This is a genomic window from Calidifontibacillus oryziterrae (assembly GCF_000331575.1).
GTDB lineage: Bacteria > Bacillota > Bacilli > Bacillales > Bacillaceae_J > Calidifontibacillus_A > Calidifontibacillus_A oryziterrae.
Genome location: NZ_ANOK01000007.1, coordinates 25,782 through 50,652 on the forward strand (window position 1 = coordinate 25,782; position 24,871 = coordinate 50,652).

The window sequence follows — 24,871 nt, forward strand, 5'->3', positions numbered from 1 at the left end:
AGTTATTTAATTTCTTTTCTGTTGAAAACGAACATACCACATAATGAAATGACAATTAATGATACGGACCCTATAAGAATAGCTTTTATAATCGCATCGTTCGTCATCATAACCTTGAATACTTCTGTAAACTCAAAAAAGAATGTATTCTCATAAACCATCCTGACAATTGGAAAGGTAAAGAGTTTTTCAATCGCAAACATTATAATGGAAAGTAAAAGTGTAAATATAATAGTTTTTCCACTATCTTCTGTTACAATCGCGATTAATAATACTATCGCTGTAAAACACAAAAATTGTAATGCAAATAAACTAAACGCTCTTCCAAGATACATAAGATTAGATGCGTTCAATATTTCCCCATATCCAAATAAGCTAACCATGATGATAGCTGTTAATAATGGGATTACAATCGTAACAAGACTAGCGCCAAGCGAAAAAACAAGATATTTTGCAATATAAATATGCGACCTTTTATTACCGCTTATCACTTGATTTTTGATCACACTGCTTTGCGAAAATTCAGTTGAGATATAAAAACCAGCCAAACTACTGACAATTAAATTAAAGAATAATGGTATTGTGAATGGGGATAAAGCGTTCAATTCACTTAATCCAGCCTGATCAAACTCAGTTCCTGTTAATTGCCACCAATCAATAATAACGAGAAAATGTAACAATCCACTTAATCCTGCTACCGTTCCGAATAATACCCAGAATGTCTTATTTCGTTGTAATTTATACAATTCTGCCCGGATAAGGTTACTCATGGTCCACACCCCCTACAAGCTTTGAAAAATAATTTTCGAGACTGTCACCAGTTTGTGAGAGATGTTCGATTATAAGACCATTGTTTGTCAAGGTACGTGAAACTTCTCGTACATCATCAAGGTAGTTGTATAGTTTTATTGTTCCATCTGCCATTACTTCAAAATTAGTTGTCGATAAATTGTTTTCCAACACTGTTGCGCCCATAGGCGGATTATCAACTTTTATTCGTAAATGTTGTCTGCATTTTTCATCAAGCTCTTTCGCTGAAAGTTCCTCCAGTAGTCTCCCTTTATGGATTATCCCGTAACATGTAGCTAATTGGTGCAATTCACTTAGGATATGACTCGATATTAAAACGGTAAGTCCTTTTTCTTGATTCAGTTTCTTTATTAATTCCCTCAGTTCAACGATTCCCATTGGATCGAGTCCATTTGTTGGCTCGTCAAGAATTAAGAATTCCGGATCGCTTAATAGGCTAATAGCAAGACCAAGTCTTTGCTTCATTCCAAGGGAAAAGTTTTTCACTTTTTTCTTCCCTGTATCCCTGAGTCCTACAAGCTCTAATGTATTTTTGATACAGTCTTTTCCAGGGATACCCTTTTGTAAGCGATGGACTTCTAAATTTTCATAAGCGCTCATATTTGGAAAAAGTGCAGGATTTTCGATAACGGCACCCATTCTTTTCTGTGCCTCTGTTAACTGATTCGGGCTGTCATTCCCAAATAGCTCGATTGTTCCATCTGATGGGAAGGCAAGTCCTGTTACTAAACGTAGCAATGTTGACTTGCCGGCCCCATTTTGACCAATAAATCCATAAATTTCTCCCTTTCTGATGGTTACATTAATTTTTTTTAGGGCAAAATCATTTTTATATTTTTTAGAAAGTTCTTTTGTTTTTAGAATATATTCACTCATAATTGTTAGCCTCCTTATTCGCTTTAACCTTAGTATGCGATCTAAAACATAAGAAAGGCTTAAGATAAACCTTAAGAAAACCTTAAGATTTAAGACGATAGCCCATTCCCCATATGGTCTCTATATATTCTTCATTGGGATTTGCTTTGGCAAGTTTATTTCGTAGGTTACTCATGTGAACATTAACTGTATTATCATCCCCGTAGAAAGGCTCATTCCATACACTTTCAAAAAGGTTAGATTTTGAGAAGACTTTTTGTGGAGATGACATGAGAAGAACTAATATAGCATATTCCCGGACTGTTAATGTAAGCTCTGTACCATTTGCAACAACAGTTTTTGCATCCAAATCAATTTGAATATCCTTATGAGTCAACTGATTTCTATATGTAGCTTCATTGCTATATTTCGATCTTCTTAATAGAGAATCTATACGTGCAGATACTTCTTCAACATCAAATGGTTTAGAAATAAAGTCATCCGCGCCTGATCGTAAGCTATTAATTTTTGATTGTTTTGTGTTTTTTGCCGAAATAATAATCACCGGAGTAGGCCCCCTTGAATTAATTTCTGAAAGTACTTCCTCACCCTTTAAACCTGGAAGCATAAGATCCAATAGTACCAAGTCCCACTTCTGTTTTTCTAAATAAATTAGAGCTTCTGTACCTGAATAAGCAGGCTGTGGAAAGTAGTTGCTTTTTTTAATAATTTTACATAGCAACTGATTAATATCATTATCATCTTCAACAACTAAAACGTTTATTGGCTGTTCCACTTATTTTCTCCCTTTCATAATTCCGGATTTATGAATTCGAATCTTAAAATTTGTTTAAATTATAATATTGGAAGTAGTACACAAAATACCATACGTGGTATTATAAACCTTATGAAATAACAAAATATTAAAATTATTAGAAAGTATTATGAGCTATGTTTGACCAAATATAAAAATAAAATAGGTGTGATTATAAAATGATTAGTTATGAGCAGAGAATTCTTTATAGTTTTTTATCATTAGGGATATTAATGGGTGTAATATTCCCTATATTTGCAAATCTATTTGTAGAAGTTCAAGATGGGAAAAGACTTTTATTTGCTATTAGTTGTATTTTCGCTGGATTATTTATGGGTATTTTTAACTATTTAATTTATAAGTTTGTAATTAGTAGAGTGTTAGGGAAAATGAGAAAATTAGTTGCGCCTGTTTCAACTGGTGACTTGACAGTTTCAGTTAATATTCAATCAAAAGACGATATTGGATTGTTGGCATTAAGCTTTGAAAATGTCATTCAAAATCTCCGTAACTTGGTCAGAAAAATTCAGGAGGATTCATTATACGTTGCTTCATCCTCTGACGAATTAAAGTCTACTATTAAAAATAGTAAGCATGCGCTTGAGCAAATCTTAGAAGCTACGAAAAAGATTGCTAGTAGTGAAGAGTTACAATTAGCAAGTGTTGAACAGGCATTAGATTTTTCAATTCAAAGTTCGAATAGCATGAATGAAGTATCGTAAACCATTAGCCAAGGTACGAAGCTTGCAGACGAAACAAGCAGTAAAGCTATTAATGGTACAAAAATTGTAAATGAAACAGAATTAAAAATGACCGAAGTCCAACATCAGGTTGAGAACACTGCAAATGTTATTAAAAAATTCGAAGATCAAACAGCCCAAATAGGCAATGCTTTAAAAATTATTAATGAAATTGCTGAGCAAACAAATTTATTATCTTTAAACGCAGCGATTGAAGCTGTTAGAGCGGGCGAACATGGCAAAGGCTTTGCAGTAGTCGCAGAAGAAGTTAGAAAATTAGCACAACAATCTTCAATCGCATCAGGTGAAATTGCTAAAATTGTAGAAGAAATTCAACTAGAATCAAAAAATGCTGTTTATTCTATGCATAATGGTACACTGGCTTTACATGAAGGAATAGTCAAATTTCATGAGACAGAATCTGTTTTTAATGAAATTACTGAAATGATTCAAAATGTAACTAGTCACTTTTATGACGTAGAATCGAAAATAAAGCATATTAAAGATGGCTCGATTAACATGGAAAACATGATGAGAGAAATAGCGCAAAGTTCAAGGTTGAATTCTGATAACTCTCATAATATTGCAAATTCTGTGGCTGCATCTTCTGAGGAACAATTATCATCTATAAAGGATATAGAAAAATCAGCTGAGACACTATCAAGAGTATCGGTTGATCTACAAAACGTAACAAGTACTTTTAAGGTTTAAGAACGGGTTGTTTGTTATTCTAATTTGGGGTGGTTAAATGTTCTTAAAAAGAAAATTTATTCATTTGGTGGGCGAGTTTCAAAAAGACCATAAAATCACAACAAAAAGACGATTAAACAAACGTTTAATTAACATGATCGAAAAACCAACTGCTAATTTTTCAGATAGTGGGCTGCTCTATCCACGACTAGGCTTGTTATTGTCGCAATAATTGCACTGCCAACAATATCAATGGGATAATGGTGCCCCACCCAAATACGTGAAAAACCGGTCAATACAGATAAAATCCACATGAATGTTCCTAGTACACGTTCATAAATGAATATAGTTGTAGATATAGCGAAAGTCAGAAGCGTATGTTTACTAGGAAAGGTGGAATCCGTTTTTGAAGGTATGAGAATCCCAACGCGACTCTTTAAAAACGGGCGCGATTTATAATAAAATAGCTTTATTAGTGGATTGATAATTAAAGTAAGTCCAGCAGAAAGTATTGCATATAAAGCTACCTTCTTATAAAACTTATTCCTTACCCACATAATAATTAGTACAAAGATAAATAAATAACGAATTTTATTTGAGAGTATAATCATAAGAGAATCAATGAATGGAGTACGGCCGGAGAACTGGTTTAATATTTTAAAAAGTTTATCATTCATATAAATTACCCCTTGTTCTAAGATAATAAATAAAATACCCTTTTTAACAAAAAAATATGTAAAAGATGTCCCTTTGGGGTTTTTAGTTATAAAAATGAGCTAGCCGATATTAACTACCTCATTAGTATTGGTTAGTTTACCTAATGGATTAAGTTGGATACAATAAGGAGTAGATTGACAACTTGCTGGTGGAGGAATGTGCTATGAAATGCAAAATTAATCGTAATGCCGCAAAAGTATTAAATGAAATGCTAAGTAATGCAGATGCAGAAGGGAAGATGATTCGCGTATATATCACATATATGCACGACGATCATGCCCATTATGATATCAAATTGGATGTGCCTGCTGAACATGATGAAGTTGTTCACACAGATAAAGGGATTGATGTGATTTTAGATAAACGTGAGGAATTTTTAGATGGTGTGTGGATCAAATATTTTTATGTGCCTGAGGAAGGGTTTGAAATTACAAATCCTTCTAAAGAACCGCAAGGACATCATCATCATTAATATTGAAATGTACACTTTTTTATTGCTATAGCGGACGGTATTAGGCCTGTTCGCTATATTTTTTAAGGACGTTACATTAACGTGGTATGATTTTACATAATTTCAATAATATAGATGTTGGCTTAGATTAAAGAATGTTTCTTAAGTGATTTTGTTAAGTGAAGTAGTTCTCTAACAATCAATTGTATATTTCTATTTAGCATGGAGGATATTACCTTAAAATTGAGGTGAAGTGTATGATAGTAGTGAGTTCTTGTTTGGCGGGTTTAAAAGTAAGATATAATGGTACGCATTGTTTACAAGATAAAATTAGTAAGCTGTTGGCAGAGAACAAAGCAATTACAGTTTGTCCAGAAGTACTCGGCGGTTTATCAATCCCTAGAGAACCAGCTGAAATTGTCGGCGGCGACGGAGATGCAGTCCTTGATGGCAAGGCTAAGGTTATTAATAAATTAGGTAAAGATGTGACGGAGGAATTTTTAAAAGGGGCTTATGCAACATTAAAAACAGTTAAAGAAGTTAATGCTACCGTAGTTGTACTAAAAGAATCCAGTCCATCCTGCGGAAGCACGAAGATTTATAATGGGGAGTTCAACGGAATGAAAGTGGCTGGCAATGGCGTCACAGCAGCTTTGATGAAAAGAAATGGGATCAAAGTTCTTTCTGAAGAAAGCTTTGCTAATAACTTGGATTACGAAAGGTGATTAAATGGGTTTTTATTGGGTTGGTTTATTTTTTTATTTTTGATTGTTGTTGTGATCCTGTTAGATGTAAGGGGACTATCAAAAAAGTCATGGAAAACACTAATAATTAGTGGGATATTATTAGTGCTTCCATCGTTGTACTTTTTTGGCCCAGAAAATGGTTTGTATTGTACCACAAAATTTGTCAATTCTCTTAGGATTAAGCCAGCCTGCTTTACGCCGAGTTATATGGGTATTCCAGCAAAACTCGTGGGTAAATCCCTGAGTTATATGGGTATTCCACCCAAATTCGTGGGTAAAGCACCGAGTTATATGGGTATTCCACCCAAACTCGTGGGTAAACCGCCGAGTTATATGGTACTCCACCCAAACTCGTGGGTAAATTGCCGAGTTATATGAGTGTTCTACCAAAACTAAGTTTTATTGTTGATCTAGCTCACGCTTTTCTTTTAGTAGCTTCTGAAATTCCATCTCTAACTCCTCAGACGGCTCAATGCTAAGCCGGCTTAATACTTCAGAAATTTTTGTTTCTAATAAAAGTCGTTGGTCTTCTTTAGAATCACGTTTTTCTTGCGGCTCAAACCGCTTAAAATCCGCATATGTTCCATTAAAAATGGTAATTTCATTGTTATCAAACGATAATATACGAGTGGCAATATTTTCGACAAAACGGCGATCATGACTGACAAAGATAACCGTACCTTCGTACTCCTGCAGCAGAGATTCCAACGCTTCAACTGCTTCAATATCGAGAAAGTTCGTTGGTTCGTCTAAGATTAACGTATTAATATCACTCACAAATAGTTTAGCTAAAGCGACTTTGACACGCTCACCTCCACTTAAAACCTTCACTTGTTTATAAACGTCGTCTCTGAAAAAATGTAATCTTGCTAGGACAATTCGAATAAACGTTTCTGTTTGTTTCGAAGTGGAGCTGACATTTTTTAATATTGATTTTTCGCTATTTAAAATAGTTAAGTTTTGGCTAAAATAACCGATTTTCATTGTTGGAGAAATCGTGATCCCTTTGTCATGATTGATCATTTTTTTCGCGAGTGTCGTTTTTCCACAGCCATTTGACCCAATAATTGCAAGTTTATCACCACCGCGGACGTGAAAGCTTATCGGTTTCCAGAGAATGCGGTTACCAATTTCCCCAGACATATCTGTTATGCGTAGAATAATCCGATTTTTAAAAGCCTCTTCATTTGGTAAATTCATTTTTACAGGTGTTACATCTTTCACTTTTTCAACCTTTTCGAGTTTTTCCAATCTCGTTTCAATTGCTTTCGCAGCTTTGTTAAGCTTTTTTTGTTTTTTGGCAAAGTATGGTTTGGCACCTGTAATTTTTGCTTCTGAAGGGCTTACCTTTTTCGGTGCTTTTGTAGCTCGCGCAGCTTTCTTCTCTTTTAACTTAAGTGCTTCCTCCAACTGACTTTTCTTTTTCTCGTATTTTTCATAAGCCATTTCGTGTTGACGATGAGCAAGTTCTTTTTGTTCCATATAATCGGAATAGTTCCCTTTATATTCTTTAATGTGCGCTTCGTCAATTTCCCAAATTGTCGTACAAAGTGCATCGAGAAATGCTCGGTCATGGGAGACTATAACGAAAGCGCCTTGCCAGTTCTTTAGTTTTTTTTCGAGCCATTCAATATGGTTCGTGTCAAGGTTAGTTGTAGGTTCATCGGCAAATAAAATGGCCGGGTTTTTGGCAAGAGATTTAGTAATATAATCTTGTGTGACCTCACCGCCACTTCTTGTCGTTGTGTCCATTTGTTTTAGCTGTGGTAAAAGCTCACAGATTGCATGTGTTGCAACAGTTCCGCTGTCAGGAGCTTGTGCTTTAGCCAAGATGTTTAATAATGTTGTTTTACCGCTACCGTTTTTGCCAACTAAACCAATGCGATCACTTTTGTGGATTTGTAATTGCTCAACGTCAATTAATAAACGATCGTTTACAAAATGCTTAATATGATTTGCTTCTAGTAATTTCATAAAATCATCCCCATTTTCATCATGTGCTAGGGACAAAAAATGCCCCCTATCTACATTCAGAATAGGAGGCAATAGGTGCACGCACGCCAAAAGAGACTACTCTCTTTTTGGGTCCAGTTACATGGATGTCCAATCCTATTCTGAAAACTTCAATTGAAAGATACACGTGAAAGCAACACGAAAAGTGCAGAGAAATCTTCTGCTGTTCCAAATGTTTCTTCAATTGATTGTCTCGAAAAATAGGATTAGAACTTCATGTAATTGGGTCACCCTTTCGTTTTTTTGTTACTTTAACAATAAAATATTACAATAATGATGTCAATGATTGCCTAGCTATAAGGAGAAGCCAAGGTCGTTCTGAACGCTCTCATTAAAAAGGCATTTGTGGTCTCGGGTTATTAATGAATAGTTATTCGGTTCACATTAAAACGGTTGGAACTGGGTTCATCAAATCCAATTGCCCGTTTGCTAATTCATAACGGTTTCCATCATCATTAGCTGCATAGTCATCATATGTAAGACCATGTTCTTTAATGTTGAGCTTTGATTGATCTTGTTTTTCTTCGCTCATCAGAGATCCCTCCGAGTTTTTCCTTAATTTCAGTATAGCACATCCTTTTATGCTTATTAGCGGCAACAATACTTCGGTTTTTTATTCCGTTAATAGCCTTGTTCTCATTGGTGGTGTTTTCCTTTTTATAATGCTCCTTGGTTTTTAATCGTTAGCTATTATTAAAATCGTGGCAGGCGGAAAGATGTTTATTTTACAAGTATTTTTACGTCATTGTTATATTTTTCTAATAGACTATCCATATGATCGTTGAGATTTTTCGTAAATTCCTCTACGTTTTCTTTGGATGGGGTTCCAAATTTTTTCTCGATATATTGATTCATATATTCGGCTTTAATACTAGTCTCTTTAAGGAAGAAGTCATAATACTCCTCTAGTGTCATATCCAAATAATCGGCTTGTCTTTCAAAGAATTTGCGATTTTCTTCAGGCTGACTTTCGAGCGAAAACAGTTGTATTAAAGATTCAATATCTGCATCGTCGACGACAATCCCCATTTCGGTCGCTTCATAAATGACAAGCTCTTGTTGTACATAACCTTTAACAAATTGCTTCATTTCCTCGTCCTTTACACCATATATAGACCGAATATCTTTAACCGTGATTTCTTTCCCTTTTACAACCGCGACAACATCTGCATCGTTATACTTCGAGTTGGCAGTACAAGCAACAGTAAAAGCTACAAATGTCATTAAAAGAATAAACAAAAAGATTTTTTTCATTCAATATCATCCTTGTATACTTGAATTTCTCATGACCACATTCGCGAGGTTTCTGCTAGGGTACTAGATTTCGTTGCTGCACTACTACCTAATAATACCATTTTTTTCAAACGCATAATAGCAAGGCTTCGAAGGATATTAAATAATATCGCAATCGCAATGTTAAATGTATACGGCGATCCTAATTGAATGTTGATTGTGAAGGCGGCGGCTCCTAAGGGTTAAGCAAGCGAACCGAGATCCTAGACTGAGCATAGCGAGGGAATCGGCTCGGTGCTTGCCCGAGGAAAGCGTCCGCCTGGAACGAAAATCAACAATATAATTTAACTGCAATGATAATATAAAACAGCAATGAGGAGTGTATTCAGAGTGAGTAGGATTATTATGTTCGTTATTATATTAACAATGATTTTCCCACTAAATATATTAGCAGCAGGAGAAAGTGCGGATGTTAAAGCTAGCTTCATAAGGGATAGAAATTTATGGGTGTTTATAAATGGGAAAGAACAGCAAATCACAAATTCAGGTAACATATATAACAAACCAAAATGGTCCCATGATGGAATGTGGATATTGTACCAAGTTGAAGTTCCTTCAGAGCTACAAAAGGGTGAATTACAGGTTGAAATATGGGCTTATGAGCTTGAAAGCGGGAAAAAAAAGAAAATATACTATGATGGCTACTCACCAACATGGGCACCAAATGAAAATATTATTGCGTTTAACGATGCAGGAATATTGGACATTTCCGATTTCAAACGATTTTATAATATCGCAACGGGTGTCCACGGGTATACTTGGTTGCCGGATGGAAGTGGTTTTTTGCTATCATCATCAGGAGACTTGAAACCGGATGGTTGGTCAAGTGCGATCCTTTATAAAAAGAAGGTAAATAAAAATTATGAGGATATTGTTTTATTTGGTGGAGTGGAACACTTCTTTACTCTCCCTAGGGAGGTTGGCTTAAACGATAATAAAGTAATTTCGGTTTATGCTGATCATTTTGCTTTTTCACCTAGCAACAGATGGATTTCCTTTATTGTTTCACCGACAGCATCGTGGTCAATGGACAGCAATATGCTTTGTGTGATAGCAAGTAACGGCAAAAATTTCACAGTGTTAGATGAGGTTATTTTTGGTGTGGGAGAGCCAAAATGGGCTCCAACAAAAGACACGATTGCCTTTATTGCTGGTGGTGGCCGGATTGTCCTTGGTTTTAAAAATAAGGATTTGAAGGTGCAGGAAATGCCGGCATCAGGAACGTATACACCTGAGAATTACGCAGACCTTGACTTCGATTGGGTATCTGACCAAGCGATTGTGACTTCAAGAATTGAGGAACGAGAGTGGTCGAATGATTTCAGTGAGCATCCGTTACCGACTCTTTATTCTATTAATATTGATGATAATAAACAAATGCAAATTACAAAACCACCCGGAGGGTACGGAGATTACAATCCACGTTATGTAAAGTCTCTGGGACAACTTGTCTGGTTAAGAGGAACATCAATTTCCAATGAAGATAGGGTCGTTTGGAAGGCTAACCGTGATGGCTCTAATGCAGAGGAATGGATTAAAAATGTTGACCAGATTGAATTTTATTAAAAGGACTCCAGCCCTAGTATGTATGGGGCTGGAGTCCGTATTTGTTTTTTTATGGTTATAATTTTATTATTTTGAACCTGGCAGTAATTTATCTTGGATAAACACTACTATGACCATGATGGAAGCCATAACCAGGGTAGTAACCGCCATGACCATGATGGAAGCCATAGCCAGGATAATAACCGCCATGACCATGATGAAAGCCATAGCCAGGATAATAACCGCTATGACCATGATGGAAGCCATAATCAGGGTAGTAACCGTCATGACCATGATGGAAACCATAACTAGGGTAGTAACCGCCATGACCATGATGAATACCATATCTCTGATCTTCAATATATTGTTCCATAACCATTTCTCCCTTACTAGTTTTCAAATAGTGTATGTGTCTAAAATCTAATACGTATAGATATTTGCCCATAATGTATAAAAAAACTAGTAATCAAATATAATCTTATTAGGCTTGATTTTTTTACGATGGTTGTAGGAAAAGCTTAATAAAAATATATATAAAAGAAGCAAAAAATTAAGAAGTAAAAGTACTTACAACTATTAGATTTTTGAATGGAGGGATTGAAACGTGTGAAACCGCCTTATGAAACAAAAATTTTACAAAACTCAAACTATACTATTCAGCTTTTTTTAGATTATTTCAATGAACGTCTCCGGGTTGACGATTATCGGGGGAATTTAGATAGGATTGTCGAAGAGCTGGATTTAATTATGAATAATAATAGCTTTACTAAACTAATATTTTATTCTAAGTCTGAACATTGGAGGCAGCTTTTATGTAAAGGTTTTGAACTTGAAGGAATCATAAATGGATTTTTTAACGGATCAGACAACTATATTATGACAACATATAAAAAAAATGAGAGAAGGTCTACTGAACATTGGATTAAGGAAAATAACATTCTTGCATCAATCAAAACGAATAAGAAAAGCCTCGGTATAAACAAAATAGTTAGCAACTATATTTATAGAAAAGCAAATAGTAAAGATGCAAAAAGCCTTGCGGGTTTATACGAGAAAGTGTTCTCGATTTATCCAACACCAATGAATAATTCTGAGTACGTAGAGAAAATGATTAAGCAAGGCACAATTTTTTACGTTGTGGAGGGTGATAAGGAGTTAGTAAGTGCAGCATCCGTTGATATTAATTCAAAATGGCACAATGCGGAATTAACTGATTGTGCAACATTGCCTGACCATCGTAAAAACGGTTTGATGAAGTATTTACTTTCACTTTTAGAAAAAGAATTAAAAGATCAAGAGATTTATTGCGCGTATTCTCTAGCCCGAGCATTATCATACGGTATGAATGCTTCGCTTTTTCAGCTTGGCTATCAATATACAGGAAGATTAACAAACAACTGTTATATTTTTGATAAATTAGAGAATATGAATGTTTGGGTTAAAGATTTACGCCTTAGTACTAGTGAATGAATATTTAAGCTAATTCGCATATTAATTTTTTTATAAAGTTCCATTAATTACTCCCTCACCTTAAAGGTGATTTACAAGTGTAAAAGCAAAACAATAATTGAAGGGGGTTAATTACATGCTAAATGATTTATATAAACCACCGCGCCATTGGAAGGACATCGAGCTTTGGAAGGATGTGCCTGAGGAAAAATGGAATGATTGGATTTGGCAATTAACAAATACAATTCGCACGATTGATGATTTAAAAAAGGTAATCAACCTAACACCTGAAGAAGAAGAAGGTGTGAAAATATCTACAAAAACAATTCCACTAAACATTACCCCATATTATGCAGCGTTAATGAATCCTATCGATCCTAGATGCCCGATACGAATGCAATCCGTTCCAATTAGTCAAGAGATTTATAAAACAAAGTATGACTTAGAGGATCCGCTTGAAGAGGATGAAGATTCTCCTGTTGCAGGTTTAACTCATCGGTATCCAGATCGTGTACTGTTTCTCGTAACAAATCAATGTTCAATGTATTGTCGTTACTGTACGCGTCGCCGCTTCTCCGGGCAAATTGGGATGGGTGTTCCGAAAAAGCAAATTGATAATGCGATTGAATATATTCGTAATACTCCTGAGGTTCGAGATGTTCTGTTGTCAGGTGGAGATGGGTTACTCATCAATGATAATATTCTTGAATATATTTTGAAAAATTTACGGGAAATTCCTCATGTTGAAATTATTCGTATTGGCACAAGGGCTCCTGTTGTTTTCCCACAACGTATAACAGAAAATCTTTGTAATATCTTGAAAAAATACCATCCTGTTTGGTTGAATACGCACTTTAATACGCCTATTGAAATCACAGAGGAATCAAAACGAGCTTGTGAAATGCTTGTAAATGCAGGAGTTCCAGTTGGTAATCAATCGGTTATTTTAGCTGGAATTAATGACAGCGTACCAATTATGAAAAAATTAATGCATCAATTGGTGAAAATTCGCGTGCGTCCATATTACATTTATCAGTGTGATTTATCTGAAGGGATTGGCCATTTCCGTGCCCCTGTTTCAAAGGGGATTGAAATTATTGAAGGGCTGCGTGGACATACTTCGGGTTATGCTGTCCCTACCTTTGTTGTCGACGCTCCAGGTGGTGGTGGCAAAATAACGTTACATCCGAATTATTTACTTTCACAAAGTCCGACGAAGACGGTTTTGCGGAATTTCGAAGGTGTAATTACAACTTATCCAGAGCCAGAAAATTATGTTGCAGGTCGGGCAGAGGAGTATTTTTATGAGGTATTTCCAAAGCTCGAAATCAAATCTTCAAAAACTGGGATTACTTCATTATTGGATGATGAACGCCTAAATCTTATACCAAATTCGTTACAACGCTACGACCGCCGCGAAAATTTTAAGCAAAGTCCAACTTATTCTAGTTTAAAACAAAAGCGGGAAAAGCGTGACGAACTTAAGGAGAAAAAATTTCAAGCACAGCTTAAGAAGGATATAGGAGAAATAGATGAATAAAAATGAAGATTTCTGGTAGATGGTGCCACCTCGATTCGGGGTGGTATCTTCCTCAGAGAGGGGATATGCATGAAACGTTCGTTATTGATCAAGCCAATGATGAATGAATTCTATCCAATAGTCACTCATGGAGATGGTATTTACTTATATGATGATACTGGGAAAAAGTATATTGATGGTTGCTCTGGAGCGGTTACGGCATGTATAGGTCATGTGGTTCCAGAAATTGTTGAAGCAATGAATGATCAAGCAAAGAAAGTGTCATTTGTCTATCGCTCGCAATTTACATCGGAGCCGGCAGAACAGCTTGCCAACAAATTAAATGAGCTTTTGAGTAGTGACAATGATTATTGGTCATTCTTTGTAAATAGTGGCTCTGAGGCGATTGAGACAGCTATGAAGGTCTCAATTCAGCATTGGCAGGAGCAAGGAAACTACCAAAAAAATAAAATATTGTCACGGTGGATCAGTTATCACGGCATAACAATTGGCGCACTTTCATTGTCTGGCCATGTGAAAAGGCGCGAGAGATTTGTAAGTATGTTAGAAGATTGTCCGGCTGTGGCAGCTCCTTATTGTTATCGATGCCCTTTTAATAGCAGCTTTCCTGAGTGTAAGCTAGCTTGTGCAACTGATTTGGAAACAGCCGTTGAGCGTATAGGTGCAGAACAAATTGCTGCTTTCATTGCTGAACCTGTTGTCGGGGCCGCAGGAGGAGTGATCCTTCCACCACCCGGGTATTACGAAAAAGTGAGAGAAATATGTGATAGACATAATATATTGTTTATAGCTGATGAAGTAATGACCGGTATAGGGCGAACTGGTAAAATGTTTGGCTTAAATCATTGGAATGTCCAGGCTGATATCATTGCACTAGGAAAAGGTATGAGTGCTGGATATACACCTATAGCCGCAACACTTGTAAGTGAAAAAGTGATATCACCAATTTTGAAGGGTTCAAATTCTATTATGAGTGGTCACACCCTTAGTGCAAATCCTCAATCAGCAGCCACTTCTTTAGCGGTTGTTAGATATATCGAGAATAATAAATTGGTAGAAAATGCAAATAAACTAGGAGCACATTTGCTGAAAAGACTAAAAGAATTAGCTATATCTTCTCCAATCATTGGGGATGTTCGCGGAGTTGGATTAATGATAGGAATTGAATTTGTGACAGATAAACAATCCAAGAAATCTTTTCCTAAGAGTAGCATGGTAACCAAAAAAGTAGTTGATCAAGCTAGAGAAAAAGGATTGTTAGTGTATCCTTCAGCAGCAGGGAAGGAAGGGGTGCATGGTGATGCAATAATCATTGCTCCGCCATTTACTATTACAAAGTTGGAAATTGATCAGCTTGTTTCAATTTTGGAAAAAGTAGTTTCAGAAGTTGAAAGTGAAATAACTTAAAAGGACAAGGTATTTCATGGGGTTGAATGTACCGATTAGATAAAGATTAGCTACAGGGAGTGAATAATGGCATGCAAGCTGCTCCACAGAGATTAATAAACAAAGTTATTAGTTTAGAAGAGGCTATTAAGTATATTGAGGATGAAAACACAATTATGTTTGGTGGATTTGGTGGAGTAGGGAATCCACCGACTCTTATAAATGGAATCATTGAAAAGGGCGTAAAGAATCTAACTCTAATTGGGAATGATGCAGGGTTTCCAACAATAGGAATTGGTAAGATTGTTAGTTTAGGTAGAGTGAAAAAACTAATTGCATCACATATTGGCTCCAATCCGATCGCAGGACTGCTAATGCTTGAAGGGAAGATGGAAGTGGAATTTTCACCGCAAGGTACTTTGGCGGAACGAATCCGCGCAGGTGGAGTTGGTCTTGTAGGCTTTTTAACAGATATCGGTCTAGATAGTATAGTGGCGGAAGGAAAACAGAATGTTAGTGTTAATGGCCAACATTACTTATTAGAAACAGCTCTAACGGCGGATGTGGCAATTATATATGCAAAAAAGGCAGATACATTTGGCAATCTTGTATATGAAACAAGCGCCAGAAATACGAACCCGTTAGTAGCTATGGCAGGTAGGTATACGATTGCAGAAGTTGAAGAAATTGTTGAAGCTGGGGAGCTTGATCCTGAAGAGATTATAACTCCAGGTATATTTGTGGACCGTGTTGTTCAGAGCAAAGGGGTCGATTGGAAATGGGCATGGGAGTAGATGTGCGAAACAGAATTGCAAAACGGGCAGCTAAAGAAATTAGTGAAGGTATGATAGTGAATTTAGGAATAGGAATTCCGTCACTTGTTCCAAACCATCTCCCACCGAACAGTAAGGTGATGTTTCATGCGGAAAATGGAATTTTAGGAATGGGGGAATCACCGAAAAGAGGGAATGAGAATCCAACTCTTTGTAATGCAGCGGGTTTCCCGGTAACAATCGTACCCGGTGCTTCATTCTTTGACAGTGCGATTGCATTTGGAATGATCCGCGCTGGATTTCTAGATGTTACAATCCTTGGTGGATTAGAAGTGAGTGAAAAAGGTGATCTAGCTAATTGGATTGTGCCAGGGAAAAGAGTACCTGGAATAGGTGGCGCAATGGAACTAGCGAAAAAAGCGCAGAAAGTCATTGTTTTAATGAATCATTGTAATAAAAAAGGAGAGCCGAAAATTGTAAAGGAATGTACATTGCCATTAACTGCTAAAGCTTGTGTAAATATGATTATTACCGATATGGCAGTTATTGAGGTAACTGGGGGTGGCCTACTTTTAAAGGAAGTGATGGCGCCATTTACAACGGATGATGTTGTAAAATACACAGACGCTCCTTTAGAAATTGCCAATAATGTTGAGGTTATAATGTAATTGTGATTAAGCTAAGCACTATTTCATATTTATAAATTGGTACAAAGTTCACACGGAAAACGTCCGTTCTACGATTTTCTCGATTCAGTATTCAAAAAAGGTTTAAAAACTATTATACGAGGAGGGGAAAAATTGAAAGATGAGCGCTTAAAGCAGCAAATCCGTCAGTGGCTTTTTGAAAATAAGAGCGATGGTATCAAGCTCTTACAACAACTAGTTCAGGCAGATAGTACACAGGGAAATGAACAAACAGCGCAAGACATTGTCATCGCTACCCTGCAAAATATAGGTTTAGAGGTAGATGTTTGGGAACCAGATGGAGTGGAATTAATTAATCATCCATATTTTGTTTCGCCTCGGGGAAAATTTCAGGGAAGCCCCAATGTCGTCGGTATAAAAAAAGGAAACGGGGAAGGTAGGTCGCTAATTTTAAATGGGCATATAGATGTTGTTCCGGCTGGTGATATCGAACAATGGGAGCATGATCCTTTTAGTGGAGAAATTATTGATGGTAAATTGTTTGGTCGTGGTGCGACCGATATGAAAGGTGGTAATGTATCGCTACTATTAGCATTATCAGCACTTCAAAATTTAAAAGTGTCTCTTAAAGGGGATGTATATTTTCAAAGTGTAATAGAAGAAGAAAGTGGGGGCTCAGGAACGTTAGCTGCAATTTTAAGAGGCTATAAGGCGGATGCTGCCATTATTCCAGAACCAACAAATATGAAAATATTCCCAAAACAGCAAGGGTCTATATGGTTTAAAATTCATATAAAAGGCCGTGCTGCACATGGTGGAACTCGCTATGAAGGTGTGAGCGCAATTGAAAAGGCACTCATTGCCATAGAACATATTCAGGAGCTTGAGAAAAAACGAAACGAAAGAATAATAGATCCTCTTTATAAAAGTGTACCTATCCCAATTCCGATAAACATCGGAAAAATTGAGGGGGGGAATTGGCCTTCATCAGTAGCAGACTACGTTTGCATAGAAGGACGCATTGGTGTAGCTCCGGAGGAAACGATTGAGGCGGCAAAATTAGAAGTGGAGAATTGGCTTGCTTGTTTGAAACAAGTAGACCCTTGGTTTGTAGAGCATCCTACTATTGTGGAATGGTTTGGAGCAAGATGGCTACCGGGCGCGATTGACACTAAGCATGAGTTTGTTAATAAGCTCATTAATAATTATGAACATGTATTAGGCACACCTCCGGTCGTTGAAGCGTCCCCTTGGGGAACCGATGGTGGATTATTAACGAAAGTTGCAGAAACACCAACAATTGTATTTGGACCTGGAGTAACAGAAAAAGCGCATCACCCTAATGAATATATTGAAATTGATAAGGTTTTTCAGGCAGCGGAAATCATTGCACTAACAATAATTGACTGGTGTGGAGAAAACTAATTAAAATAATAATAAGAGTGTAGATCCAACAAAAAAGGACTGGTTTTAAAATCAGCCCTTTGACTTTTTTAAAGATTAAGAAAGCATATAAGTTTGCGCTTTGGAATCCAGCTCCAGCACCCAGCGACTAGTAAACTTCGTTCATCTCTTTTGCGATAAGTCAACATCGACTCGTTCCTCGTCGTGTTTCCTTTATCTCAGTCGATGCACTCTTAGTTTATACGTCGCTAATCAGGGTGCTTGCGCTTTTTTTATATTGATCCATTTGGTGAAACGGCATCAAGAAGTTCAGTTTCAAGCTCTTCCTTATATGTAATAATTTGTTCGTCTGTCCAATTAAGTAAATCAGCCATTGCCTCAATGATTGCATGCTTCCATTTGTGCACCCATTGAATATTAAATAATAATGCCCCTGTACGACGGATGAAAAAGTCAACCGGTTTTACAGCCATTTCATTCTCGATCGCATATAAAATCTGTACATAGATTTCTAGAGGTAGACGATATTTGTTTTCTGGATCGTATGTTTTTGCAATCTTAAATATGGAATCAATATTAGAACCATAGCGGGTTACAAGCGTTTTAAAAGATTCAACTGGAAATCCTAATTGTTCGGCTTCTTTACATTTAGCAACAATAAAGGCTGGAAACATACTTGAACCGCCAAAATGTCCGCCGGAAATAGGCAGTTTACCAGTTTGACATTGTTTAAATATTGTCCCGTTTTCAATTTGAAATTGTTTGACTACTACGTCTATAACCGTTTCCGCCATCTTCCGGTACCCTGTTAATTTTCCGCCTGCTATTGTGATAAGCCCAGATTCTGATATCCAAATTTCATCTTTACGGGATATTTCTGATGGATCTTTCCCGTCTTCATATATAAGTGGTCTTACTCCTGCCCAGCTTGATTCAATTTCATCTGCTTTTATCCCGACAGTAGGGAATATATAATTAATCGCATTAATAATATATTCTAGATCACTCGTTGTCATTTTCGGATGTGCTGGATCGGTATCATAAAGAGTTTCTGTTGTTCCAACATATGTTTTTCCTTCTCTTGGAATAGCGAAAACCATTCGGCCATCTGGTGTATCAAAATAAACAGCATGTTGCAAAGGGAATTTTAATTGGTCAATTACTACGTGCACACCTTTTGTTAACCGTAGCTTGTTTCCTTGCAAAGAATGATCTGTATCTTGCATTCTATCCACCCAAGGGCCAGTGGCATTAATTATTTTTTTTGCAAAAATATTATAGCAATTTCCATTTATTTGATCTTCTACTGTAACACCGGAAACTTTGCCATCTATATAAAGGAAGGTAGTTACTTTTGCATAGTTTACGGCTTTAGTGCCTAAATTGACAGCTTCTTTAATTACCTCGATCGTTAAGCGTGCATCATCAGTGCGATATTCAACATAATAACCGCATCCCATTAACCCATCTCTTTTTAAGAGAGGCTCTTTTTGAATAGCTTGTTCGGCAGATAACATCGTCCTACGTTCCTCTTTTTTAACTCTTGCTAAAAAATCATAAACCCGAAGTCCAATGGACGTACTAAAAAAACCAAAGGTTCTATTTTTATATATTGGCAAAAGCATCCACTCGGGGGTTGTTACATGCGGTCCATTTTCATATACGATGGCTCGTTCCTTTCCAACCTCTCTTACCATACCTATTTCAAATTGCTTTAAGTAACGGAGCCCACCGTGAATAAGCTTTGTTGAGCGGCTAGAAGTTCCTGCTGCGAAATCTTGCATTTCGATCAATGCTGTCTTCATCCCCCTAGTAGTTGCATCCAATGCAATTCCGCATCCGGTAATTCCACCACCAATAACTAACACATCAAAAAGGGTAGCTGATATTTGTTGTAATATCGTTTTTCTAGTTTTACTTGAAAATTTTACTGGTTCCATTTCGTACCCCCTAACACGAACCAAAAGAGACCTACAACACAATGGTTCAAAACCACTCCTGAGTTAGATCTCTCTAATTATTTTGTTTGCTGGAACAATTGTTATGACGGGTGAAATATATTGTAACGAGGTGATAAAGATGAAAAAGATTTTGAATTGTACAAAAGAGAAATCGTTATGGATAGTTGTTGGTGTTGCAGCCTCAATCATAATATTATTTATGAAATAAATCTTATTATTAAAAAATAAAGGCTAGTTTTCTTTCTAGCTAGCCTTATAGAAATCTAGAATTAGTGAAGTATTTTCTCAGAAAAATTCTCTAATAATGAGAGGGATGAAATATCCTCCTCAAGTAATGGTATATACAATTTTTCTTGGGACTTGAATGTTTGTTCAATTTTATTAATATATTCTTTTTCACGTAGCTTTCTTTTTTGGAAAAATTGATCTGTAATTTCTTCTGGCAATACTTTATTAATGATTAATAAATTTACATGGAGATGATATTGATTTAAAAGTTTTATAGCCTTTTCAGTTTCAAGAATTGGTAATCTTTCAGGGTTTAATACAAAGATAAATCCAGTTTGAGACGAACTTAATAGAATGTCGCGGACTGTGGAGAAACGTTTCTTGCGGGTTTGCAACACTTTAAAGATAGGATCATCAATCGGCTCACCATCATTAAAAATTTGGTTGTAGTTATCTGTCGTTTTTTTACGTCTATCAAGCATCCCTTCAATCCATACGCCCATTAATTCGGGTAAAGTTAAAAGGCGAATAGTATGACCGGTGGGTGCTGTATCAAAAATAATGGTATCATACGTATCGTTGTGATCTATGATTATCGTTACAATTGCATCAAAAAGGGCAGCTTCGTCAGCTCCAGGTGAGGAGCTTGCTGTATCAATTTGTCGATGTACTTCTTCAATCATTGATGCTCTAACAAGTCCTTTTATGTTGTCTTTCACTTGTTGTATATACTTTTTTGACTCTTTGGCAGGGTCTATTTCTAATGCGTCAAGCAGGGGGGTTATTTCAGATATGTTATTTCCAATTTTTTCATGAAAAATATCACCTGTATTATGGGCGGGATCGGTTGATACAAGCAATGTTCTATTTCCTTTTTTTGCATTTAATATAGCAATAGCTGCAGCGCTTGTTGATTTTCCTACGCCACCTTTACCACCAACAAAAAGTATTTTTTTAGAGAATAAAAGTTCCATAATATTGTTATTTAACAACACCGTATTCCAGCTCCTTCAAGTGGTGATTTTTCCATTCCCATGCGCAAATGCCAATCGTGGAATTTTTCAATTATGTGGGGGTAAAGCTCCAACGTATAATAAAAAGCAGGATTTGGAATACCAAGTAGCTCCGAAAAGCAAAGTAGCATAAATAAATCATCTTCATCTCTAAGCTCTCTAGCAATTTCTGCTCGATGCTGAACTGTTAAAATTTCATCATAAAGCTGGATTAATCTTTTTAATGAAAAGGGTTTTCCCACCATCTATTACACCACCTATGTTTCTTACTACAATCATATGAAAAACAAACGGGATCAGTGTATCTGACCCCGAAGCTTACATCAATTGCGTGTGTTAATTTTATTATTATTTCCCCAAAGCGAGGAAGAAGCAACAATAAGAATCCAAATTGTAAATACAAGGATAATACTGCCTAAAATAAAGAGGAGCATATTGCCATCTGTAGCCCCGAGGCCTGACCAATCTAAGACAACTTGCTGGGTCATAGCCCAAATCGTCATAACGAGAACGAATACCATTGGAACAAAGGTTGGCATGTAATTTCTTCCTTGCCTTTTCAACCAAATCGATATTAATAGTAAACTGATAGCAGCAAGAAGCTGGTTAGATGTACCAAAAAGTGGCCATAACGTGTATCCGCCTGAACCAAAGCCGTTAGGACCTTTCGGAAGTAGGACTAATGCCGCAGTTGCTACAACGGCAAGAGTTGTAGCTGGATGTGTTTTTGTTAAGAAATTAATTTTGTATTCGTTTGAAATCTCAGAAATAATGTAACGCATTAATCGAACAGAGGTATCTAAAGTTGTTGCAGCAAAGCTAACGACAATAATTGCAATAATTGTCGCAGCAATGTCAGCAGGAATTCCCAAACCAGTTGCGAGGTTGGCACCACCGTTAATAAAGTTTCCTAGACCGCCGCCGTTAGCTGCAGCAAAACTACTATAAGCCTCTTTAAACTCCCCAGGTGTAGCAAAAAACGTAACGACCGCGATAATTGATATTAGTGCTAATATGCCTTCACCGACAGCACCTAAATAGCCTACAAACTTAGCATCTGTCTCTTTATCAAGCTGTTTTGATGATGTTCCCGAAGATACAAGTCCGTGGAATCCTGAAATTGCCCCACAGGCAATTGTAATAAATAGTAGTGGTAGCCAAGAAACATCTGATGCCGCTGTATTCGTGGCGGGTGCAGTAACAACTGGCTGTAGTAAAAATAATCCACCATACATGATGACTAGACCAATCACTAATTGATGAGAGTTAATATAATCACGTGGTTGCAGTAGCTTCCATACTGGTAAAGTTGAAGCAAAATAACAATAAACCATTAAAATAATGATCCAAACGAAAAATGCCATGGCAACTCCGTTTAAGCCAAATGCTACTGTATTTTCTGCACCACCAAAATATTTAACTAAATCGATTTGTAGGGCAGGGATTTTACTAGTTAGAATTGCGGACCCATACATAATTGCTAAAGCAATAATGGACGGAACGAGCATACTTCCTTTCTTCTTATAGACTGCAATACCAATCCAAATAGCGAGAGGAATTTCAATAAATACTGGAATAACACTTGCTGGGAATTTAATAAATAAATTTGAAATAACCCAGGCAAATACCGCATTTACCATCAATACGAGAATCAAAATGATAAATAAGAATAATAGCTTAGCATTTTGACCGATTAATTTGTTTGCTAATGTTCCAACGGATTGACCTTTATGACGAACAGATAAAACAAGTGTACCGAAGTCGTGGACCCCAGCTGCAAATACAGTCCCTAATACAACCCATAAAAATGCCGGCAACCAGCCCCAGTAAACAGCGATTGCAGGACCAACAATTGGCGCAGCCCCAGCTACAGAAGTAAAGTGATGCCCCCAGAGTACATGTTTATTTGTGGGAACAAAGTCAACGCCGTCCTCAAACTGATGAGAAGGTGTTACAAAATTTCGATCAAGGCGAAAAATCTTTTCAGCAATGAACTTCGCATAAAACTTATAACCTAATGCAAAAACTACCATACCGATAATGGCTAGCAAGACTCCATTCAATGGACATTCCTCCTTTTTCATATATTCATAAAAAATATATGAAACCGCTATCATAAATATTACTAGAGTCGTCCTTTATGAAATGGAGTTGGATAATTATTTATTAGAAAAGACAAAAAAAACCGAGCAAACGCACTCGGATTTTTCCTATATTAAACGTATATTCTCGATATGAGGACTTTAAAGATTTTATCTATGATCTTTGCGCGGTTTTGGTTTAAAGTATAAGCCGAGTTCTTTTTTCTCTTTAGTTAGAGACCGATATAGAGAAATGATCATAAGTACCATAATAAAAGAAAATGGAAACGCTGCTGCAATTAACGCATTTTGAAGTGCTTGTAAGCCACCACTATATAAAAGGATTAAGGCAACAGTTGATTGGGCAATTCCCCACGTTAATTTTACTCTGCTGGGTGGTATCAGTGACCCGTATGTAGTTTGCATACCAAGTACAAAGGTTGCTGAATCAGCTGAAGTAATAAAAAATGTACATACAAGTGTAATCGCAACGATTGAAAGAACTGTAGACCAAGGAAATTCGTTAAAAACTGCAAATAACACTTCTTCTGTTGCAAATTGTGTTAAATCGATGCTTTCGATCTTCTGTACTTGAATAGCTGATGTTCCAAAAACAGCAAACCAAAAAAAACTAACAATAGCCGGAAGTAATAAAACTCCAATAATAAATTCTCGTATCGTTCTTCCGCGAGACACACGTGCAATAAAAATTCCTACAAACGGGGACCATGAAATCCACCAGGCCCAATAAAAAATTGTCCAAGCATTAATCCAGGAGCGATGTTCCTCATTAAGGGGGGCAATTCGAAAACTCATTTGAATGATATTTTGAATGTAGCCTCCGAGTGAGTCTGTAAACATGTTTAAGATTAATATAGTCGGTCCTGCAATGAACATTAATAGTAATAACGCAATCGCCAAAATCATGTTTGTATTGCTTAAATATTTGATTCCTTTCCCTAGTCCAGACCATGCTGAAATCATAAATAGTATAGTAACTACGATAATAATGATAAGTTGAACAGTAAAATTATTAGGTATTCCTAATAAATACGATAGTCCACCATTAATTTGTGCTGCCCCAAATCCTAAAGTTGTGGCAACACCAATGACTGTAGCGAATACAGCTAAAACATCAACTACTGTACCTAAAGGTCCATTCATGCTTTTTCCTAGTACAGGTTTTAATGTTGCAGAAATTAATCCTGGTTCATCTTTTCGAAATTGAAAGTAGGCTAATGCGAGAGCAACAATTGCATAAATACCCCAAGCATGAATTCCCCAGTGAAAAAATGTATATCTCATTGCTTCTTTATGGGCAGCATTTGTCCCACCTTCAGCAAGTGGGGGCTCTATAAAGTGTGATAGCGGTTCTGCTGATCCCCAGAAAACAAGTCCAATTCCCATACCAGCACTAAATAACATCGCAAACCATGTTCCCTTTGAGAAATCGGGCTTTTCATCAGGCTTCCCTAGTCTAATAGCACCGACAGGGCTAAAAATGAGGAAAATACAGAAAATAACTATAAGAGTTACTAAAATTAAATAGTACCAACCGAAGGCTGTAGTAAGGAAATTTTGGAAACTTTCAGTTACTTGTTCAAAAAGATTAGGTGTGATTGCACCAAATATTACTGCTGCGATAACTATCGATATTGATATCCAAAAAACGTTAGAAATTCTTTTCATTGTAAGTCCCTTTCTCTGTATAAGGC

The 24,871-nt window shown here is 36.6% G+C and carries 24 protein-coding genes; 11 read left to right on the forward strand and 13 right to left on the reverse strand.

What is annotated here, in order from left to right:
- Positions 1 to 2: 2 nt before the first annotated feature.
- From D612_RS0106800 to D612_RS0106810, 3 genes are all read right to left on the reverse strand, one after another.
- Positions 3 to 770 carry an ABC-2 transporter permease gene (locus D612_RS0106800; RefSeq protein WP_017754736.1) on the reverse strand — a complete coding sequence of 256 codons (768 nt, stop codon included), beginning with the start codon at positions 768 to 770 and terminating at the stop codon, positions 3 to 5.
- Positions 763 to 1,686 carry an ATP-binding cassette domain-containing protein gene (locus D612_RS0106805; protein ID WP_017754737.1) on the reverse strand — a complete coding sequence of 308 codons (924 nt, stop codon included), beginning with the start codon at positions 1,684 to 1,686 and terminating at the stop codon, positions 763 to 765. Before D612_RS0106805 ends, D612_RS0106800 begins: the two co-directional genes overlap by 8 nt.
- Positions 1,687 to 1,768: 82 nt before the next feature.
- Entirely contained in the window at positions 1,769 to 2,461 is a 693-nt protein-coding gene (locus tag D612_RS0106810) for a response regulator transcription factor (RefSeq protein ID WP_017754738.1), read from the reverse strand.
- Between the two features lie 197 nt (positions 2,462 to 2,658).
- On the opposite strand from D612_RS0106810, the gene D612_RS0106815 reads away from it, so the two are divergent.
- On the forward strand, positions 2,659 to 3,201 hold the full coding sequence (locus D612_RS0106815; RefSeq protein ID WP_017754739.1) for a HAMP domain-containing protein: 543 nt from the start codon (positions 2,659 to 2,661) through the stop codon (positions 3,199 to 3,201).
- Positions 3,202 to 3,204: 3 nt separating this feature from the next.
- On the forward strand, positions 3,205 to 3,930 hold the full coding sequence (locus D612_RS0106820; RefSeq protein ID WP_083888492.1) for a methyl-accepting chemotaxis protein: 726 nt from the start codon (positions 3,205 to 3,207) through the stop codon (positions 3,928 to 3,930).
- Between the two features lie 152 nt (positions 3,931 to 4,082).
- Here the strand turns inward: D612_RS0106820 and D612_RS0106825 are convergent, their stop codons facing one another.
- Entirely contained in the window at positions 4,083 to 4,586 is a 504-nt protein-coding gene (locus tag D612_RS0106825; RefSeq protein ID WP_017754741.1) for an undecaprenyl-diphosphatase, read from the reverse strand.
- A 203-nt stretch (positions 4,587 to 4,789) separates the two neighbouring features.
- Between D612_RS0106825 and D612_RS0106830 the strand changes: the two genes are divergently transcribed.
- Both D612_RS0106830 and D612_RS0106835 read left to right on the forward strand, forming a co-directional pair.
- The gene (locus tag D612_RS0106830) at positions 4,790 to 5,098 is read left to right on the forward strand and encodes an iron-sulfur cluster assembly accessory protein (RefSeq protein ID WP_017754742.1); all 309 of its coding nucleotides are present in this window, start codon (positions 4,790 to 4,792) and stop codon (positions 5,096 to 5,098) included.
- Positions 5,099 to 5,334: 236 nt separating this feature from the next.
- Positions 5,335 to 5,802 (forward strand): DUF523 domain-containing protein, encoded by a 468-nt coding sequence (locus D612_RS0106835; RefSeq protein WP_017754743.1) that lies wholly within the window; start codon positions 5,335 to 5,337, stop codon positions 5,800 to 5,802.
- Positions 5,803 to 6,222: 420 nt separating this feature from the next.
- On the opposite strand, the gene D612_RS0106845 is transcribed toward D612_RS0106835, so the two are convergent.
- From D612_RS0106845 to D612_RS0106855, 3 genes are all read right to left on the reverse strand, one after another.
- Entirely contained in the window at positions 6,223 to 7,797 is a 1,575-nt protein-coding gene (locus tag D612_RS0106845) for a Vga family ABC-F type ribosomal protection protein (RefSeq protein WP_026092424.1), read from the reverse strand.
- A gap of 418 nt (positions 7,798 to 8,215) precedes the next feature.
- Positions 8,216 to 8,368: a hypothetical protein gene (locus D612_RS19400; RefSeq protein WP_017754746.1), complete on the reverse strand. Its 153-nt coding sequence runs from the start codon at positions 8,366 to 8,368 to the stop codon at positions 8,216 to 8,218.
- 188 nt (positions 8,369 to 8,556) lie between these two features.
- Entirely contained in the window at positions 8,557 to 9,090 is a 534-nt protein-coding gene (locus D612_RS0106855; RefSeq protein WP_017754747.1) for a SurA N-terminal domain-containing protein, read from the reverse strand.
- 369 nt (positions 9,091 to 9,459) lie between these two features.
- Between D612_RS0106855 and D612_RS0106860 the strand changes: the two genes are divergently transcribed.
- Positions 9,460 to 10,695: a TolB family protein gene (locus D612_RS0106860; RefSeq protein WP_017754748.1), complete on the forward strand. Its 1,236-nt coding sequence runs from the start codon at positions 9,460 to 9,462 to the stop codon at positions 10,693 to 10,695.
- An 88-nt stretch (positions 10,696 to 10,783) separates the two neighbouring features.
- Here D612_RS0106860 and D612_RS0106865 read toward each other — a convergent pair whose 3' ends face one another.
- Complete coding sequence (locus D612_RS0106865) at positions 10,784 to 11,053, reverse strand: hypothetical protein (protein WP_034726139.1); 270 nt, start codon at positions 11,051 to 11,053, stop codon at positions 10,784 to 10,786.
- A 227-nt stretch (positions 11,054 to 11,280) separates the two neighbouring features.
- On the opposite strand from D612_RS0106865, the gene ablB reads away from it, so the two are divergent.
- From ablB to D612_RS0106895, 6 genes are all read left to right on the forward strand, one after another.
- Positions 11,281 to 12,144, forward strand: a complete 864-nt coding sequence (gene ablB / locus D612_RS0106870) for a putative beta-lysine N-acetyltransferase (RefSeq protein WP_017754750.1) — start codon at positions 11,281 to 11,283, stop codon at positions 12,142 to 12,144.
- Positions 12,145 to 12,259: 115 nt separating this feature from the next.
- Positions 12,260 to 13,663, forward strand: coding sequence for a lysine 2,3-aminomutase (gene kamA, locus D612_RS0106875; protein WP_017754751.1), 1,404 nt, complete (start codon positions 12,260 to 12,262; stop codon positions 13,661 to 13,663).
- 69 nt (positions 13,664 to 13,732) lie between these two features.
- Positions 13,733 to 15,070 (forward strand): aspartate aminotransferase family protein, encoded by a 1,338-nt coding sequence (locus D612_RS0106880; protein ID WP_017754752.1) that lies wholly within the window; start codon positions 13,733 to 13,735, stop codon positions 15,068 to 15,070.
- 71 nt (positions 15,071 to 15,141) lie between these two features.
- Positions 15,142 to 15,843, forward strand: a complete 702-nt coding sequence (locus D612_RS0106885) for a CoA transferase subunit A (RefSeq protein ID WP_017754753.1) — start codon at positions 15,142 to 15,144, stop codon at positions 15,841 to 15,843.
- The gene (locus D612_RS0106890; protein WP_017754754.1) at positions 15,828 to 16,490 is read left to right on the forward strand and encodes a 3-oxoacid CoA-transferase subunit B; all 663 of its coding nucleotides are present in this window, start codon (positions 15,828 to 15,830) and stop codon (positions 16,488 to 16,490) included. Before D612_RS0106885 ends, D612_RS0106890 begins: the two co-directional genes overlap by 16 nt.
- 132 nt (positions 16,491 to 16,622) lie before the next feature.
- Entirely contained in the window at positions 16,623 to 17,894 is a 1,272-nt protein-coding gene (locus tag D612_RS0106895; protein ID WP_017754755.1) for a peptidase, read from the forward strand.
- Between the two features lie 251 nt (positions 17,895 to 18,145).
- Here D612_RS0106895 and D612_RS0106900 read toward each other — a convergent pair whose 3' ends face one another.
- From D612_RS0106900 to D612_RS0106925, 5 genes are all read right to left on the reverse strand, one after another.
- Positions 18,146 to 19,813, reverse strand: a complete 1,668-nt coding sequence (locus D612_RS0106900; RefSeq protein WP_017754756.1) for a glycerol-3-phosphate dehydrogenase/oxidase — start codon at positions 19,811 to 19,813, stop codon at positions 18,146 to 18,148.
- A 290-nt stretch (positions 19,814 to 20,103) separates the two neighbouring features.
- On the reverse strand, positions 20,104 to 21,036 hold the full coding sequence (locus D612_RS0106910) for an ArsA family ATPase (RefSeq protein ID WP_026092425.1): 933 nt from the start codon (positions 21,034 to 21,036) through the stop codon (positions 20,104 to 20,106).
- A gap of 11 nt (positions 21,037 to 21,047) precedes the next feature.
- Positions 21,048 to 21,320: a cory-CC-star protein gene (locus D612_RS0106915; RefSeq protein ID WP_017754758.1), complete on the reverse strand. Its 273-nt coding sequence runs from the start codon at positions 21,318 to 21,320 to the stop codon at positions 21,048 to 21,050.
- 78 nt (positions 21,321 to 21,398) lie between these two features.
- Positions 21,399 to 23,138, reverse strand: a complete 1,740-nt coding sequence (locus D612_RS0106920; RefSeq protein ID WP_017754759.1) for a carbon starvation CstA family protein — start codon at positions 23,136 to 23,138, stop codon at positions 21,399 to 21,401.
- Positions 23,139 to 23,327: 189 nt separating this feature from the next.
- Complete coding sequence (locus D612_RS0106925; RefSeq protein WP_017754760.1) at positions 23,328 to 24,845, reverse strand: glycine betaine uptake BCCT transporter; 1,518 nt, start codon at positions 24,843 to 24,845, stop codon at positions 23,328 to 23,330.
- Positions 24,846 to 24,871 lie beyond the last annotated feature (26 nt).

Excerpts from the sequence above, each read along its gene's own strand:
- D612_RS0106800 (WP_017754736.1), bottom strand. The coding sequence starts at position 770 with ATGAGTAACCTTATCCGGGCAGAATTGTATAAATTACAACGAAATAAG.
- D612_RS0106805 (WP_017754737.1), bottom strand. The coding sequence starts at position 1,686 with ATGAGTGAATATATTCTAAAAACAAAAGAACTTTCTAAAAAATATAAA.
- D612_RS0106815 (WP_017754739.1), top strand. The coding sequence starts at position 2,659 with ATGATTAGTTATGAGCAGAGAATTCTTTATAGTTTTTTATCATTAGGG.
- D612_RS0106825 (WP_017754741.1), bottom strand. The coding sequence starts at position 4,586 with ATGAATGATAAACTTTTTAAAATATTAAACCAGTTCTCCGGCCGTACT.
- D612_RS0106830 (WP_017754742.1), top strand. The coding sequence starts at position 4,790 with ATGAAATGCAAAATTAATCGTAATGCCGCAAAAGTATTAAATGAAATG.
- D612_RS0106835 (WP_017754743.1), top strand. The coding sequence starts at position 5,335 with ATGATAGTAGTGAGTTCTTGTTTGGCGGGTTTAAAAGTAAGATATAAT.
- D612_RS0106845 (WP_026092424.1), bottom strand. The coding sequence starts at position 7,797 with ATGAAATTACTAGAAGCAAATCATATTAAGCATTTTGTAAACGATCGT.
- D612_RS19400 (WP_017754746.1), bottom strand. The coding sequence starts at position 8,368 with ATGAGCGAAGAAAAACAAGATCAATCAAAGCTCAACATTAAAGAACAT.
- D612_RS0106855 (WP_017754747.1), bottom strand. The coding sequence starts at position 9,090 with ATGAAAAAAATCTTTTTGTTTATTCTTTTAATGACATTTGTAGCTTTT.
- D612_RS0106865 (WP_034726139.1), bottom strand. The coding sequence starts at position 11,053 with ATGGTTATGGAACAATATATTGAAGATCAGAGATATGGTATTCATCAT.
- kamA (WP_017754751.1), top strand. The coding sequence starts at position 12,260 with ATGCTAAATGATTTATATAAACCACCGCGCCATTGGAAGGACATCGAG.
- D612_RS0106880 (WP_017754752.1), top strand. The coding sequence starts at position 13,733 with ATGAAACGTTCGTTATTGATCAAGCCAATGATGAATGAATTCTATCCA.
- D612_RS0106885 (WP_017754753.1), top strand. The coding sequence starts at position 15,142 with ATGCAAGCTGCTCCACAGAGATTAATAAACAAAGTTATTAGTTTAGAA.
- D612_RS0106890 (WP_017754754.1), top strand. The coding sequence starts at position 15,828 with ATGGGCATGGGAGTAGATGTGCGAAACAGAATTGCAAAACGGGCAGCT.
- D612_RS0106900 (WP_017754756.1), bottom strand. The coding sequence starts at position 19,813 with ATGGAACCAGTAAAATTTTCAAGTAAAACTAGAAAAACGATATTACAA.
- D612_RS0106910 (WP_026092425.1), bottom strand. The coding sequence starts at position 21,036 with ATGGAACTTTTATTCTCTAAAAAAATACTTTTTGTTGGTGGTAAAGGT.
- D612_RS0106915 (WP_017754758.1), bottom strand. The coding sequence starts at position 21,320 with ATGGTGGGAAAACCCTTTTCATTAAAAAGATTAATCCAGCTTTATGAT.
- D612_RS0106925 (WP_017754760.1), bottom strand. The coding sequence starts at position 24,845 with ATGAAAAGAATTTCTAACGTTTTTTGGATATCAATATCGATAGTTATC.